Source organism: Pseudomonas sp. LBUM1678, assembly GCF_059695575.1.
In genome coordinates this window covers 6,744,941-6,760,319 of sequence record NZ_CP166775.1, presented here as the reverse complement: position 1 = coordinate 6,760,319, position 15,379 = coordinate 6,744,941, and the positions used below count along the sequence as shown (strand labels likewise).

The window sequence follows — 15,379 nt, the reverse complement described above, 5'->3', positions numbered from 1 at the left end:
CGGCGTATCAGACAGCTCAGCTTTCCAGCCAGACGTCCCGCGCCCAGTGCCACACCGATTCCCAGGTTTCTTCGGCAATCAGTTCTTCTTCAGCCTGCCACAGCACCACGGTGCCATCTTCTTCGACGAGGTAGTAATCGTCACCGTCCTGGCAGATCGGGATCATGCTGCGGTCGACGCCAGCGTCCCAGGCGTTGGCAGCAACGTCCGGCAGGTAGGTGTGAGATTGCGGGTCGGTGACGGTCACCGGCTCCAGGCTGCCGTAGACGACGTCACTGACGGTCAGCAAAAACTCTCTGAAGACGAAGGGAATGTCGATGAACAGTTGTTCCTCGATTTCCACGATCTGGTCTTCGTCAGGCAACTCCAAGGGGACCGGTACCGGTTCGTTGGCTTCACGCAGTTGTTCGATGATTTCTTCCACGTCCGGGATCCTCTTGCTTGATGGCGCGGTTTAGTTGGGGCGGTTTATACAGTAGCTCGCTATAGATGCAACTGCGAAATAGAAAAACCCCGGCCAGGCCGGGGTTTTCATTACAGCATGCGTAACGCAGATGGAATCAGCCGTTCTGGCGGATACCGGCCACCAGCCAAGGCTGGTTTTCGCCCTGCGGACGTTCCATGTTCCAGCTTTCGCTGAACACTTCGCCCTGGTCGAAACGCGAAGTCTTCGACACGCCGCTGAAGGTCAGGGTGGCGATGGTCTTGTCGGCACGATCATCCACGCCGTCCAGTTGAACATTGAGGTTATCAATGTAGGTGGACTGGAAAGCCTCGCCCAGGTCGGCACGTTCGCGCTTCAGGAACTCCAGCAGTTGCGGGGTCACGAACTCGGCGATCTTGTCCATTTCGTTGGCGTCCCAGTGTTGCTGCAGGGACTGGAAGTGGTTGCGGGCCGCTTCAATGAAATTCTGTTCATTGAACCAGGCCGGAGCGTTGATCACCGGACGAGCGGCAGCAGGTGCTGCCGAACCGCCAAAGATCGAACCCATGCCTGCTGGCTTCTGCTCGAACACTTCACGCTGCATCGGCGCGCCGGCTGGAGCCAGATGCTCCTGTTGCTTGCGACGACGAGCGGCGATAAAGCGGAAGACCAGGAAGGCAATGACGGCCATGATCAGGATGTCGAAAATCTGCATGCCCTCGAAGCCGCCGCCCATGAACATGGAGGCCAGCAGGCCACCGGCAGCGATGCCGGCCAGAGGACCGAGCCAGCGTGAAGCACCGCCGGCCTTGGCGGCAGCGCCAGCGGCACCGGCCGCACCCGCAGTGGCGGCAGCACCGCCAGCGGCAGAAGAAGGAGCCATTTGGCTGGTCTGGTGAGTCGGCGCAGCGCCGGAGCTCTTGCCGCCACCAAAGCGCTTGGCGTTGGCGTCGAGGCTCATCGTCAGGCCGATGCACAACGCCATGGCGATGCTAAGAAAACGTTTCATAAAGGGAATTCCCATTTGTGGATGGCACGCGCGCCATGTTGCACAGCTGAAGTGTTACTGGCTAGCGGCAGAGTGTTTCGGGCTTTTGCCTGACAGGTTGCGTTCAGCTTCAGTCAGCGCAATAAGGCCTGTTAACTTTGGTCTGTAAGACGAGTGGATAAGTTCTGTAGGAATAGGCCGCAAAGGGCGAAGCGCAGATAGATCGTTCCCACGCTCTGCGTGGTAACGCCGCCATGGACGCTCTGCGTCCACTGTGACGCGGAGCGTCACGGGATGCATTCCCACGCAGAGCGTGGGAATGATCAGGCCGTACTAAATGGCTTCCAGCTTGGCGTAACCGAGCATCAGCCACTTACTGCCTTCGCCGAAGTTCACCTGCACCCGGGCCTGGGCTCCGGCGCCTTCGAAGTTCAGGATCACGCCGTCGCCAAACACCGAATGCCGTACGGCCTGGCCGAGGCTGAACCCGGTGTCCGGGATCTCGCTGCCGCCAAACAGGCTGCTGGAACTTTGTTGCTGGCCACCGCCGAACGGACGGCTGACGCTGTTGGACAGCCGCACCTCCTGAATCAGGCCTTTCGGCACTTCACGTACGAAACGCGACACCTTGTTGTAGGTCTCGCTGCCGTACAGGCGTCGGGTTTCCGCGTAGGTCATTACCAGGTTCTGCATGGCGCGGGTGATACCGACGTAGGCCAATCGGCGTTCTTCCTCAAGACGGCCCGGCTCTTCCAGACTCATCTTGTGCGGGAACAGGCCTTCTTCCATACCCACGAGGAACACGTAAGGGAATTCCAGGCCCTTGGCGCTGTGTAAGGTCATCAGCTGGATGCTGTCTTCGTGCTCGTCGGCCTGAGTATCCCCGGCCTCCAGCGACGCATGACCGAGGAACGCCGCCAATGGCGTCAGATCTTCGTCTTCTTCAGCATTTTCGAAGTTTCGGGCGGCGCTGACCAGTTCCTCAAGGTTTTCTACCCGGGCCTGGCCTTTCTCGCCTTTTTCCGCTTCGTGGTAGGCGATCAGCCCCGATTGTTCGATAACCGTTTGGGTCATCAGGTGCAGCGGCATTTCCACGCACTTGGCAGCGAGGTTCTCGATCAGCTCGATAAACGCACCGAGCGCTCCCGCTGCGCGACCGGTCAGGCCTTTATTGGCGACCAGCAGGCGCATGGCTTCCCACATCGACACATCACTGTGGCGTGCATGGTCGCGAATCGCTTCGACGGTTTTTTCACCGATGCCACGGGCCGGAACGTTGATCACCCGCTCCAGCGCTGCATCGTTGCCGCGGCCTTCAAGCAAGCGCAAGTACGCCATGGCGTTCTTGATTTCTGCCCGTTCGAAGAAGCGCTGACCGCCATAGATGCGATACGGAATGCGCTCGCGCAGCAACGCTTCTTCCAAAACGCGCGATTGGGCGTTGGAGCGGTACAAAATCGCGATATCACTGCGGGCCAAGCCGGTTTTCAGCGCGCTTTCGATGGTTTCCACCACGTAGCGTGCTTCATCGTGTTCGTTGAACGCGGCGTACAGATTAATCGCTTCGCCTTCACCGCCATCGGTCCACAGCTCTTTGCCCATGCGCCCGGTGTTGTTGGCGATCAGGGCGTTGGCTGCCTTGAGGATCCCGGCGGTGGAGCGATAGTTCTGCTCCAGACGAATGGTCTCGGCATCTGGAAAGTCGTCGGAATACTGATAAATGTTCTCGATTTTCGCGCCGCGCCAGCCGTAGATCGACTGATCGTCGTCGCCCACTACCATCAAGCTGTCGCCGCCCTTGGCCAGCAAACGCAACCAGGCGTACTGCACGGCGTTGGTGTCCTGGAACTCGTCCACCAGAATGTGCCGGAAGCGCTTCTGATAATGGGCCAGCAGGCCCGGGTTATCGCGCCACAGGTCAAGAGCGCGCAGCAGCAATTCGGAGAAGTCGATGACGCCGGCGCGCAGGCACGCGGCCTCATAGGCTTCATAAATGCTGCGCATGGTCGCCAGGAACAGGTCGCCGCTGGCTTGAATGTGTTGCGGGCGCAGACCTTCGTCTTTCTGCCCGTTGATGAACCACTGGGCCTGACGGGCCGGCCAGCGTTGCTCGTCCAGACCCAGCTCGCGGATCACCCGCTTGACCAGCCGTTGCTGGTCGTCGCTGTCGAGAATCTGGAAGGTCTGGCTCAGGCCGGCTTCCTGCCAGTGCGCCCGCAACAAGCGGTGCGCCAGGCCGTGGAAGGTGCCGACCCACATGCCGGCCGGGTTGATACCCATCAGCTGCTCGATGCGATGACGCATCTCGGCAGCGGCCTTATTGGTGAAGGTCACCGACAGGATCGAGTGGGGCGAGGCGTTCTCGACCTGGATCAACCAGGCGATACGGTGCACCAGCACTCGGGTTTTACCGGAACCAGCACCGGCCAGGACCAACTGACGACCCACACGGGCAGCTACGGCCTGGCGTTGGGCATCGTTGAGGGAGTTCAGCAGAAGGGAGAGATCATCGCGCATCGGGGCATTCTAGGGTGCGCCGTCACACCGGGCAAACCGAGCTTTGCATTAGCCGATGAAAGAAGCACGAATGACGACCGGTCAGTCACTGGCTACAAGCGTTGGCGGGGCTCGCTCGAAGGGTTTTCAGCGGGCGGCGGGGGCCGGAAATTTTGTCGAATTTATGATCCGGAGCAGTGTGGTAAGGGCATTGGCTTGTGTATGCTCCGTCCACGTTTCGGGCTCATGCTCATCATTATAAGAACAAGAACATTGCCTATGACCCTCAGCTCCGACCTGTCGGGCCCCTCTGTGGAGCCTCGGGTTATCCGCAAACAGTACGCCATGGAAATGGCGGTCGAGCGCACGCGTTTGCTCTACCAGGGCTCGCTGCTGCCTACGCTGTTCATGCTGACCAACGGTCTGGTCTGCGCCGGACTGCTCTGGAGTCCGCAGCGCTACTTCCTCGTCAGCGTCTGGCTGATCTGGTTATTGTCGCTGGTGGCCTTGCGGGTGATTCAAGTCGCAGCCTTCGATTCGGCCATTCCTAACCGCCAGGCCCATCCGGTCTGGCGTCGCATGTTCCTGCTGGGCTCTGCCATGACTGGCCTGACCCTGGCCGGTGCCGGCATCGCCTTGGTGCCCGCTGACAATTTCATGCAACAAGCCTGGGTGTTCGGCCTGATCGGCGCCGCCGCCCTGTCGGCCAGCGTCGCGTACGCGGTCAGCCTTCCGGCGTTCCTGTCCTTTACCTTGCCCTGCCTGTTGCCGGCCATCGCCTATCTATTCTGGGGCGGCGATCAACAAGGCCAGGGGTGGGGCTGGTTCGGGCTGATTTTATTGGGCGCGTTGAGCGTGGTGGCCTGGCAGGTCAATCGGCTGATCGACAGCGGCTTGCTGCGGCGCTTTCAGAATCAGGCCCTGATCGAACACTTGCAGCAGGCGCAGAGCTGCGGCGACCAGCTTAATCACGAATTGGCCAAAGAGATTGATCACCGCCGCTGCGCTGAAGACAAGTTGCGCGAAGCCCAGGTCGAGCTGGAAAACCGGGTCGCCCAGCGCAGCCTCGAACTGGACGCGGCCAACCAGGCCCTGAGCAAGAGTGAAGCGCGGCTGGCGTTGGCGTTGAAGGCCAGTGAACTCGGGCTGTGGGACTGGAACCTGCAAACTGACGAAGTTCACCACACCCAGCTTCAGGAGTTGTTCGGCCTGGAGCCGGAATTCGTCACCGCGATGCTCAGCCACCTCAAACCGCGGCTTCACCCCGAGGACTTGCCGTCGCTGCGCCGTGCCCTGGTCGAACATTTGAAAGGCCGCAGCGAGGATTATCAGATCGAATACCGCGTGCGGCATGGCGACGGTCACTGGGTCTGGATCGAGGACCGTGGACGAGCGGTCGAGCGCAGCGAAAATGGTCGGGTGATCCGCATGGTCGGCACCCGCCGCGACATCAGCGCGAGCAAAGGCCAGGAAGAGCAGCGCCAACTGGCGGCGACGGTGTTCGAGGCGGCCAGCGAAGGCATCGTGATTTTCGACCCGAATTACGCACTGATTGCAATCAATCAGGCTTTCAGCCGCGTCACCGGCTACGACATCGAAGACATGATCGGGCGTAACGTCGTCGAGTTGCCGTGCAGTCGCGATGCGCGCCGGCATTACGTCGCGATTCATCAAGGGCTGGAGCAGCACGGCACCTGGCAGGGCGAGCTGGTGGAAACCCGCAAGAACGGTGAGCTCTATCCACAGTGGCTGCAACTGAACGCTGTTAGAGATGCTCGGGGAAATGTTAGCCATATTGTCGGCTTCTTCGCCGATCTGTCCGCTCGACGGGAATCTGAAGAGCGCATGCGCTATCTGACCCATTACGACGAACTCACTGGCCTGGCCAACCGTTCGCTGTTCCGCGAACGGCTGCGTGAGGCTCATCAGCGAGTGCGTCAGGGCGGGCGTCGCAGCCTGGCGCTGCTGCATATCAACCTGGATCGCTTCAAGCTGCTCAATGACAGCCTTGGCCATGAAGTTGCCGACCAGTTATTGCAGAAAATGGCCCGGCGGCTGGTCAACGCGCTGCCAGAGGCAGACACCATCGCGCGGCTTTCCGGTGACGAATTTGCGGTGATTTTCGATGCCTACGGCAACCTGTCGAGCCTGGCGCGCGTGGCGACCCGATTGTCGAGCAAGCTGCGTTTGCCGGTCACTGTCGATGGCCATGAGCTGGTGGTCAGCGCCTCCATGGGCATCAGCATGCTGCCGGACACCGCCCGGGAAATTTCCGCGCTGGTCAGCCAGTCGAACATTGCCATGCAGCATGCCAAGCATTTGGGCGGCAACAACTTCCAGTTCTACACCGAGAGCCAGCAAGTCAGCACCCTTGAGCGATTGCAGCTTGAGAATCAGCTGCGCAAAGCCATCGAAGAAAAGCAGCTGCAAGTCTATTACCAACCGAAACTCTGCCTCGCCACCGGACGCCTGAACGCTGCTGAAGCGCTGGTGCGTTGGGATCATCCGACCATGGGCCGGGTGCCGCCAGGGGACTTTATCGGTCTGGCCGAGGAAACCGGGCTGATCGGTCCGATCGGCGAGTTCGTGTTGCGCCAAGCCTGTTGGCAGGCCTGCGAATGGCAGCGTCAGGGGCTCGATCCGATTCGCGTGTCAGTCAATTTGTCGGTGCATCAATTACGCCAAGGCAAATTGGTCAGCCTGGTGCGGCAGGTGCTGGAAGAAACCGGCTTGGCGCCGCACTACCTGGAACTCGAGCTCACCGAAAGCCAGTTGCTGGACAGCGTCGAGCACATCATCGCGACTTTCCAGCAACTGCGGGATCTGGGCGTGAAGCTGGCGATCGACGATTTCGGCACGGGTTATTCGTCCCTGAGCTATCTCAAACGCATTCCCGTGGATTACGTGAAGATCGATCAGGCGTTTATCCGCGGTCTGGGGGAGGGCAGCGAGGATGCAGCGATCACCCGGGCGATCATCGCCATGGCGCATGGCTTGTCGCTGAAAGTGGTGGCTGAGGGCGTCGAACGGCCGGAGCAGCTGGAATTCTTGAAAGCCGAGCGCTGCGATGAAGTGCAGGGTTACCTGATCAGCCGCCCAGTCGAGGCCAATGACCTGGCTGCACTTCTACAACACGACACAAAACTCCTGTAGCAGCTGACGAGCAACGCGAGGCTGCGTTCGACTGCGAAGCAGTCGTGTATGGGCGTTACGCAGCTCAACAGGAAAAATCTGATACTTCGGTTTATGGCTGCTTCGCCGCCGAACGCAGCCTTCGGCAGTTGCTACAGGGGCCGCAGTGCTACATGGAGCCCATGTGGCGTGGAATGGGGACATCGAGTTACGCATTGAGCAGGCAAAAAGCCGATTCATGTAGTATAACTACAAGCTTGCTACATCTCCGGCACCTGCCAATAACAAAGAGTCCAGCCCTTTGAATCTGCTGCAACACATCGCCCAGTCACGCCACCTCTTACGCAAGTCGGAGCTCAAGGTCGCCGACCACGTGCTGCTTGATCCTGCGGCGGTGATGCACAGCTCCATGGCCGACCTGGCCCATAGCGTGGGCATCAGCGAGCCGACCATCGTGCGCTTCTGCCGTGCCATCGGTTGCTCCGGTTTCCAGGACTTGAAGCTGAAGCTGGCGCAGAGCCTCGCGGCAGGCGCGAGCTTTGGCCAGTTTGCGATTCATGAAGACGATTCGGTCGCCGACTACAGCCTGAAAATCTTCGACACCACCCTGCACACCCTGATGGAGGTTCGCGAGAAGCTCGATCCGGTGGAGTTGCAAAGGGCGGTGTCGCTCATGTCCCAGGCCCAGCGCGTCGAGTTCTATGGCTTTGGTGCCTCGGGCGCTGTGGCGGCAGATGCCCAGCACAAGTTCTTCCGATTGCTGCTGACCGCGGCGGCGTATTCCGACCCGCATATGCAGGCGATGTCGGCGGTCACCTTGAAACCGACCGATGTGGCGATCTGTATTTCCCAGTCCGGGCGCTCCAAGGATTTGCTGATCACGGCGAACCTGGTGCGTGAGAGCGGCGCTTCGTTGATCACCTTGTGCCCGAGTCAGACGCCGTTGGCTGAGCTGTCGACCGTCAATCTGGCGATCGATGTGCACGAGGACACTGAAATCTACACCCCGTTGACCTCGCGTATCGCCCACCTGGTGGTGATCGACGTGTTGGCGATGGGCGTGGCCATGGCGCGCGGGCCGAGCCTGGTCAACCACCTCAAGAGTGTCAAACGCAGCCTGCGCAGCTTGCGGCTGTCACCCAAGTCGGTGAAAGCGCTGGACGACTGACGTCGTCGTAAGGTCGTTCCGACCTTAATCGCGAGCAGGCTCGCTCCCACATTTGATCGAGTTGTCCTGACGGGCGCGGTCCACCTGTGGGAGCGAGCCTGCTCGCGATGGCGTCCTCAAATACGGCAACATTCATCTGTTTGTAACGCACAAGCCGCCAAACCGTCATCCCCCGCGCCTATCTTGAAACTCCCGTAATCGCCTTGGGAGACTCGAAATGGCCCAGCCCTACGAAGAACGCAACAGCGCCGCCAAAACCCGTCGTCAGCAAGAAGATCAGCGCCGCATGGAATTTCGCCGCGCCATCGAAGATCGCTGCGAACGCCGCCAGCTGCTGGCCGAGATCGGTGATTTTCCCGAGCTGGAGCTCAATTACTGGCAGGCAGCACCGGCAACTTCCCGTCGAAACGCTCAACCAGCGCGCTGATCTGCACCCGCTCGCTGCGGATAAACGCAAGGAACGCGTGCGCCACCGGTGACAGCCGTTTCGCCTTGGCTTGCACCAGGCACCAGCTGCGATACAGCGGCAGTTCTTCGACCGGTAACTCGATCAATCCACCGGTTGCCAACTCAAGGTTCAGGGCGTGGCGCGTCAACAGCGCGACGCCCAGACCCGCCAGTACACATTCACGCTGGGCTTCGGCCGATGCGACCTCCTGGGTCTGGTTGAAGTGCACGCGCTTCTCTTTGAAATACTCCTCGCAAGCCATTCGCGTACCGGAACCGGGTTCGCGCAGCAGCAGTGTGAACGGTTCAAGGTCCTGCAAGCGCAACGGCCCCATGTGGCACAGCGGATGGTCCGGTGGCGCGACGGCAACGATCGGATTGTTCAGGAACGGCAGGAACTCCAGGCCCATGTCCTGCGGCACCATCGACATGATCACCAAGTCGTCGCGATTATCAGACAGCCGACGGATCACCTGCCCTCGGTTGACCACCGTCAGTTGCAGATTCACTTCCGGGTGCTGGCGCTTAAACGCGGCAAAAAGGTGGGGGACAAAATACTTGGCGCTGGATTCCACCGCCAGTTTCAGCTGGCCCTGCAGCGATCCCTGCATGTCCGAGAGCTGCATGTCGAGGTTTTCCAGGCGCCCGAAAATGTCGCGGCTGGCGCGCTGTAGTGCTTCGGCGGCCTCGGTCATGTAGAGTTTTTTGCCGACGTAATCGAATAAAGGCTGACCAATCAGCTCCTCGAGTTGACGAATCTGTAGGCTGACGGCCGGTTGTGTGAGAGACATTTCGTCGGCCGCGCGGCTGTAAGACCTCAAATCACAGACCTCGTTAAAGATCTGCAATTGACGCAATGTCATACGCATCAAGGACTTACGCATAGTTTATGGGCTCTGGCCGCAGGCTGATGAATCAACTATAAGTCTTTACTTATGCCTAACCCAATTATTATTCATTTTTGTTAATCCCTTGTGGGGGCTAGTGTGGGGCTGCGACTAAATCGAAACATTTAGTCACGCGTCGACCTGGTCTAGCAGGTCGTGGGTACCACCGGCTCAAGGGAACCTCCAAGTGATAAAAAAGATCCTGATCGCCAACCGTGGTGAGATTGCCGTACGAATCGTGCGTGCCTGCGCCGAGATGGGCATTCGCTCGGTCGCGATCTATTCCGACGCCGACCGCCATGCCTTGCATGTGAAGCGTGCGGATGAGGCCCACAGCATCGGTGCCGAGCCACTGGCCGGTTACCTGAATGCGCGCAAGCTGGTGAACCTGGCTGTGGAAACCGGTTGTGATGCGTTGCATCCCGGCTACGGGTTCCTCTCTGAAAACGCTGAACTGGCCGACATCTGCGCCGAGCGCGGCATCAAGTTCATTGGTCCATCGGCTGAAGTCATCCGCCGCATGGGCGACAAGACCGAAGCGCGCCGCAGCATGATCAAGGCGGGCGTGCCGGTCACGCCTGGGACCGAAGGCAACGTCGCGGACATCGCCGAGGCTTTGGTCGAAGGCGACCGTATAGGTTATCCGGTGATGCTCAAGGCCACTTCCGGTGGTGGTGGTCGTGGTATCCGTCGCTGCGACAGCCGCGAAGAACTCGAACAGGCTTTCCCTCGCGTGATCTCCGAAGCCACCAAGGCCTTCGGTTCGGCGGAAGTGTTTCTGGAAAAATGCATCGTCAATCCGAAACACATCGAAGCGCAGATCCTCGGCGACAGCTTTGGCAACGTGGTGCACCTGTTCGAGCGTGACTGCTCGATCCAGCGCCGCAACCAGAAGCTCATCGAAATCGCTCCAAGTCCGCAACTGACCCCGGAACAGCGGGCCTACATCGGCGACCTGTCGGTGCGTGCGGCCAAGGCTGTGGGTTACGAGAACGCCGGCACCGTGGAGTTCCTGCTCGCCGAGGGCGAGGTGTACTTCATGGAGATGAACACCCGGGTGCAGGTGGAGCACACCATCACCGAAGAAATCACCGGGATCGACATCGTCCGCGAGCAGATCCGCATTGCGTCCGGCCTGCCGCTGTCGGTAAAACAGGAAGACATCCAGCACCGCGGTTTCGCGCTGCAATTCCGGATCAACGCCGAAGACCCGAAAAACAACTTCCTGCCGAGCTTTGGCAAGATCACCCGTTACTACGCGCCCGGCGGTCCTGGCGTTCGCACCGACACGGCGATCTATACCGGCTACACCATTCCGCCGTTCTACGACTCCATGTGCCTGAAACTGGTGGTGTGGGCGTTGACCTGGGAAGAGGCGATGGACCGTGGCTTGCGCGCCCTCGACGACATGCGTCTGCAAGGGGTCAAGACCACCGCCGCGTACTACCAGGAAATCCTGCGTAACCCGGAATTCCGTAGCGGCCAGTTCAACACCAGCTTCGTTGAAAGCCACCCTGAACTGACCAACTACTCGATCAAGCGCAAACCCGAAGAGCTGGCCCTGGCCATCGCCGCCGCCATCGCCGCCCACGCAGGCCTGTGAGGAATAGAACAATGAGCAAGAAAATCCACGTAACAGACACAATCCTGCGCGACGCCCACCAATCGCTGCTCGCGACACGCATGCGCACCGAAGACATGCTGCCGATCTGCGACAAGCTCGACAAAGTCGGCTATTGGTCGCTGGAATGCTGGGGCGGCGCGACCTTCGACGCCTGCGTGCGCTTCCTGAAAGAAGACCCGTGGGAGCGTCTGCGCCAACTGCGTGCGGCACTGCCTAACACTCGCCTGCAAATGCTGCTGCGTGGCCAGAACCTGCTGGGCTACCGCCATTACAGCGACGATGTGGTCAGAGCTTTCGTCGCCAAGGCAGCGGTCAACGGCATCGACGTGTTCCGTATCTTCGACGCCATGAACGACGTGCGTAACCTGCGTACGGCCATCGAAGCGGTGAAAGCGGCGGGCAAACACGCCCAAGGCACCATCGCGTACACCACCAGCCCGGTGCACACCATCGGCGCGTTCGTGGCCCAGGCCAAACAAATGGAAGCCATGGGTTGCGACTCGGTGGCGATCAAGGACATGGCCGGCCTGCTGACCCCGTACGCCACCGGCGAACTGGTCAAGGCGTTGAAATCCGAGCAGTCGCTGCCGGTATTCATCCATTCCCACGACACCGCTGGTTTGGCCACCATGTGCCAACTCAAGGCCATCGAAAACGGTGCCGACCACATCGACACTGCGATCTCCAGTTTCGCCTCGGGCACCAGCCACCCAGGCACCGAGTCGATGGTTGCCGCCCTTAAAGGCAGCGAATTCGACACCGGCCTGAACCTGGAACTGCTGCAAGAGATTGGCTTGTACTTCTACGCCGTGCGCAAGAAGTACCACCAGTTCGAAAGCGAATTCACCGCCGTCGACACCCGTGTGCAAGTCAACCAGGTACCGGGCGGGATGATTTCCAACCTGGCCAACCAGTTGAAAGAGCAGGGCGCCCTGAACCGCATGGCGGAAGTGCTGGCCGAAATCCCGCGGGTTCGTGAAGACCTCGGCTTCCCGCCGCTGGTGACCCCGACCTCGCAAATCGTCGGCACCCAGGCGTTTTTCAACGTGCTGGCCGGTGAGCGCTACAAGACCATCACCAACGAAGTGAAGCTTTACCTGCAAGGCGGCTACGGCAAGGCGCCGGGCACCGTGAACGAGAAACTGCGTCGTCAGGCGATCGGCAGCGAAGAAGTCATCGACGTGCGTCCGGCCGATCTGCTCAAGCCGGAAATGACCAAACTGCGTGCCGAAATCGGCGCTGTGGCCAAGTCTGAAGAAGACGTGCTGACCTACGCCATGTTCCCGGACATCGGCCGCAAATTTCTCGAAGAACGTGCTGCCGGCACCCTGACGCCAGAAGTGCTGCTGCCGATTCCTGAGGCGGGCGGCGTGGCCTCGGCCGGTGGCGAAGGCGTGCCGACCGAGTTCGTCATCGACGTCCACGGTGAAACTTATCGCGTGGACATCACCGGTGTCGGCGTCAAGGCTGAAGGCAAACGCCACTTCTACCTGTCTATCGACGGTATGCCGGAAGAAGTGGTGTTCGAACCGCTCAACGAATTCGTCAGCGGCGGCAGCAGCAAGCGTAAGCAAGCCACGGCACCGGGCCACGTCAGCACCACCATGCCGGGCAACATCGTCGACGTGCTGGTCAAGGAAGGCGACACCGTGAAAGCAGGGCAAGCCGTGCTGATCACCGAAGCGATGAAAATGGAAACCGAAGTCCAGGCAGCCATCGCCGGCAAAGTCACCGCCATCCACGTGGCCAAGGGCGACCGGGTGAATCCGGGCGAAATCCTGATTGAGATCGAAGGCTGATCAACAGCCTCGATACGCCGTTTTAAACCTCGGGGGGGCATGTGCTCCCCTTTTTTTTGTCCCGAGTTCCGCATGGCAAATGTGGGAGCAAGCTCGCTCCCACAGGGACTGCGCCGTTTCAGTCAGTGATCAGAACGCCATCCGCCACTGCCCCATTACGCCGTGATTGCGGCTGTCAGTGCCGATCTCACCATTCAGGCCCACACCCAGCGTATGTTTCGCTGACAAGCCCAGGTCCAGTCCTGCATCAACCAGCAAACTGTCGCGATCCAGCGGCGCACCGGAAACGGTAAAGTTTTTCCCGCCCGTTACCAATCGCTGGCGGGTGTCGGTGTAGATATCCCCGTAGGTGTGTTTCCAGCCGGCACTGAACCGCGGCGTCAGTTGCATGCCGTTATCCAGCGTATTGATCTTCGCCAGTCGCAGACCGAAGGTGCTGTTGAGATTGGCTTGGGTTTGGCCGTGGACTTTCAGCGCTGCCGCGCCCCCTTTTTCCGTGTAGCCGTCACGTTGATAGCGTTGATAACCAAGGCTGGCGAACGGTTCGATGCTGACATTGGCTCGCCCGAGGTTGTAACCCACTTCTGCAAAGGCCTGCTGGGTGCTGGCGTCGTAACGGCCTTCGGGACGGTCGCTGAAACCGTTGAAGGCAACCCGACGTTTAGTGCTGCCGTCGTGATTGCTGTAGGTCGCACCCAGGCGCAGCGACATCGGTCCGTTCTGGCGCAGGGCATAGGCGCCCAAGTGCCAGCTGTCGAGATCGCCGTCGAGTTCACGGCTGTCCAGCCGAGTGTCTGACTTGCCACTCATCACACCGATGCGCCATTCCTCACCGACGCCCCAATCCGCGCCTAGAACGAGACTCTTTGTGGACGTTTGCAGAGCGTCGTGGTCGCGATCCAGCGTTCCGCCGTGACCCAAGGCTTGCAGCCAGACTCTGCCGTTATCTTCGCTGCCGGCGGCCACGCGTGGTGCGTTGGTTCGGTTACCGGGTTTGTTGTAGCCGCTGGCGCCGTCCAGTTGGCGCATGACCGAGAGCAGGGTGGCACCGACCGGGCTGTCACTGTTCAGGGTTGCCTTGGCGAGGTTGGCGTTGTTGCCGCCGGCAAGCTGTTCAATTGCGTAGGAGGCGGTGACTTTGTCACTTCCGAGCAGGGCGTTGACAGCAGCGTTTGCGGGGGTGGTTGGTTTTGGTGCTGTGGCGACGGGATTGGTCGCTGTTGATGGCGTTGAGGCGGTGGCGGAAGTGTCGGTGCTGGTCGGTGGATTCAGGGTTTCAACGACAGGTAGTGGATTCTTGGATGAGGCCTGTTCCTGCGGTAGGTTCTTCGGCTCCTCGATGCTTTGCGCGAGTTCCTTTCCGTTATCACTGATCGCGACACTCTCGATGGGCACGTCGTTACGGGTGATGATCAGATCGACTTTGTTTTCTGTGTATTCGAGCTTGGGCGTTAAAAAGGCAAGATTGTTGAGAACTTTTCCAAATTCACCTTCAACTTTGTTGGCAACAAGGATGGTGTTTTCGCTGATCACCGGGTAGTCACCGGGGGCTGCAACGATGTTCAGCGTGGCGTCACCAAGACTGGCGGTGCCACCGACTAATATCGCTTCACTTTTACGATCAGGATCGACCTCGTAGGTCAGTACGGCAGTTCTGGAAAGCGTTAAGTCACCTGACACTTTCGGGGCACCGTGCATTTTGTCTGCGGAGAACTTCCCGTTTACCTGTAGAGCACCGACTAAACCATTGCCGGCAAACACACCATTTTCATCGATAACAACGTCACCTCGAATATCCCCCGAGTTTTTCAGGATGCCTCCTGATCGCACAGTCACGCCGCCGCCAATCTTGCCAGTGTTGACGAGCGTTCCTTGGGCCAACGCTCCTCCTTCGATATGACCATCATTTATTAGCGTTGCTTTCGGGCGCACCCAGACACCGGTGTTGAAGTCACCGGGACCATTCAAGGTCCAAGTACTTCGTTTGAGCTCCAAACCTTCGAAACGACGACTCTCGCCTAGCGTACCGCCGCTCGCGGTGTCGAGTTGCAGGAAGTTGGTACCGCCGCCACCGTCAACTGTTCCGGTGACGCTTCCGCGACCGGATACGATAACCAGATCATTTTCGTCACCAAGTTTCCGATTGACACCATCCGCTACCTTGCTGATCGGGATCTTGTTGGTGTCTGGATCGTTGATGAATGCTTCAAGCGCCGCTATGAGCTGGTCCGGAGTTTCCGCTGCAGGTGCGATTGTCTCGGCAGATATCTGCTGGGCAAGTGAGATTTCGGTACAACCCAACGCAAGCGCAATGGCCAGCGCCAGGTGTTGTGGGCGAAATTTGTGTTGAATGGGCATCGGGTTCGACCTCTTTTATCTGGAGGTCAAACTCTAAATAGAGCGCTTCAATGCCG

The 15,379-nt window shown here is 59.6% G+C and carries 10 protein-coding genes; 5 read left to right on the top strand and 5 right to left on the bottom strand.

All coding sequences use genetic code 11. The annotated features are described in order from the left end of the window. Nucleotides 1-16: 16 nt before the first annotated feature. The 3 genes from ACA070_RS30810 to uvrD all read right to left on the bottom strand — a co-directional run bounded on the left by ACA070_RS30810 (nt 17) and on the right by uvrD (nt 3,929). A complete protein-coding gene (locus ACA070_RS30810; RefSeq protein WP_007943369.1) occupies nt 17-424 on the bottom strand; it encodes an SMI1/KNR4 family protein in 408 nt (135 codons plus the stop codon). A gap of 136 nt (nt 425-560) precedes the next feature. Further along, nucleotides 561-1,433: a Tim44 domain-containing protein gene (locus ACA070_RS30805; RefSeq protein ID WP_497449524.1), complete on the bottom strand. Its 873-nt coding sequence runs from the start codon at nt 1,431-1,433 to the stop codon at nt 561-563. Nucleotides 1,434-1,745: 312 nt separating this feature from the next. Continuing rightward, the gene (gene uvrD / locus ACA070_RS30800) at nt 1,746-3,929 is read right to left on the bottom strand and encodes a DNA helicase II (protein ID WP_497449523.1); all 2,184 of its coding nucleotides are present in this window, start codon (nt 3,927-3,929) and stop codon (nt 1,746-1,748) included. A 258-nt stretch (nt 3,930-4,187) separates the two neighbouring features. Between uvrD and ACA070_RS30795 the strand changes: the two genes are divergently transcribed. The 3 genes from ACA070_RS30795 (at nt 4,188) to ACA070_RS30785 (ending at nt 8,635) form a co-directional block, all read left to right on the top strand. Next, nucleotides 4,188-7,061, top strand: coding sequence for a putative bifunctional diguanylate cyclase/phosphodiesterase (locus ACA070_RS30795; protein WP_497449522.1), 2,874 nt, complete (start codon nt 4,188-4,190; stop codon nt 7,059-7,061). 280 nt (nt 7,062-7,341) lie between these two features. After that, the gene (gene hexR, locus ACA070_RS30790) at nt 7,342-8,208 is read left to right on the top strand and encodes a transcriptional regulator HexR (protein ID WP_008027445.1); all 867 of its coding nucleotides are present in this window, start codon (nt 7,342-7,344) and stop codon (nt 8,206-8,208) included. Nucleotides 8,209-8,425: 217 nt separating this feature from the next. Continuing rightward, nucleotides 8,426-8,635 carry a PA3496 family putative envelope integrity protein gene (locus ACA070_RS30785; protein ID WP_438659658.1) on the top strand — a complete coding sequence of 70 codons (210 nt, stop codon included), beginning with the start codon at nt 8,426-8,428 and terminating at the stop codon, nt 8,633-8,635. On the opposite strand, the gene ACA070_RS30780 is transcribed toward ACA070_RS30785, so the two are convergent. Further along, nucleotides 8,577-9,539 carry a LysR family transcriptional regulator gene (locus ACA070_RS30780; protein ID WP_497449521.1) on the bottom strand — a complete coding sequence of 321 codons (963 nt, stop codon included), beginning with the start codon at nt 9,537-9,539 and terminating at the stop codon, nt 8,577-8,579. The two genes, ACA070_RS30785 and ACA070_RS30780, sit on opposite strands and share 59 nt — an antisense overlap. Nucleotides 9,540-9,729: 190 nt before the next feature. On the opposite strand from ACA070_RS30780, the gene ACA070_RS30775 reads away from it, so the two are divergent. Together ACA070_RS30775 and oadA are read left to right on the top strand one after the other, a co-directional pair. Further along, the gene (locus ACA070_RS30775) at nt 9,730-11,145 is read left to right on the top strand and encodes an acetyl-CoA carboxylase biotin carboxylase subunit (RefSeq protein WP_046030798.1); all 1,416 of its coding nucleotides are present in this window, start codon (nt 9,730-9,732) and stop codon (nt 11,143-11,145) included. An 11-nt stretch (nt 11,146-11,156) separates the two neighbouring features. Then, nucleotides 11,157-12,965: a sodium-extruding oxaloacetate decarboxylase subunit alpha gene (gene oadA / locus ACA070_RS30770; protein ID WP_497449520.1), complete on the top strand. Its 1,809-nt coding sequence runs from the start codon at nt 11,157-11,159 to the stop codon at nt 12,963-12,965. 129 nt (nt 12,966-13,094) lie between these two features. Here oadA and ACA070_RS30765 read toward each other — a convergent pair whose 3' ends face one another. Continuing rightward, nucleotides 13,095-15,323: an autotransporter outer membrane beta-barrel domain-containing protein gene (locus ACA070_RS30765; RefSeq protein WP_497449519.1), complete on the bottom strand. Its 2,229-nt coding sequence runs from the start codon at nt 15,321-15,323 to the stop codon at nt 13,095-13,097. Nucleotides 15,324-15,379 lie beyond the last annotated feature (56 nt).

Coding starts and splice junctions, on each gene's coding strand:
- ACA070_RS30805 (WP_497449524.1), bottom strand. CDS start 1,433: ATGAAACGTTTTCTTAGCATCGCCATGGCGTTGTGCATCGGCCTGACG.
- uvrD (WP_497449523.1), bottom strand. CDS start 3,929: ATGCGCGATGATCTCTCCCTTCTGCTGAACTCCCTCAACGATGCCCAA.
- ACA070_RS30795 (WP_497449522.1), top strand. CDS start 4,188: ATGACCCTCAGCTCCGACCTGTCGGGCCCCTCTGTGGAGCCTCGGGTT.
- ACA070_RS30785 (WP_438659658.1), top strand. CDS start 8,426: ATGGCCCAGCCCTACGAAGAACGCAACAGCGCCGCCAAAACCCGTCGT.
- ACA070_RS30780 (WP_497449521.1), bottom strand. CDS start 9,539: ATGCGTAAGTCCTTGATGCGTATGACATTGCGTCAATTGCAGATCTTT.
- oadA (WP_497449520.1), top strand. CDS start 11,157: ATGAGCAAGAAAATCCACGTAACAGACACAATCCTGCGCGACGCCCAC.
- ACA070_RS30765 (WP_497449519.1), bottom strand. CDS start 15,323: ATGCCCATTCAACACAAATTTCGCCCACAACACCTGGCGCTGGCCATT.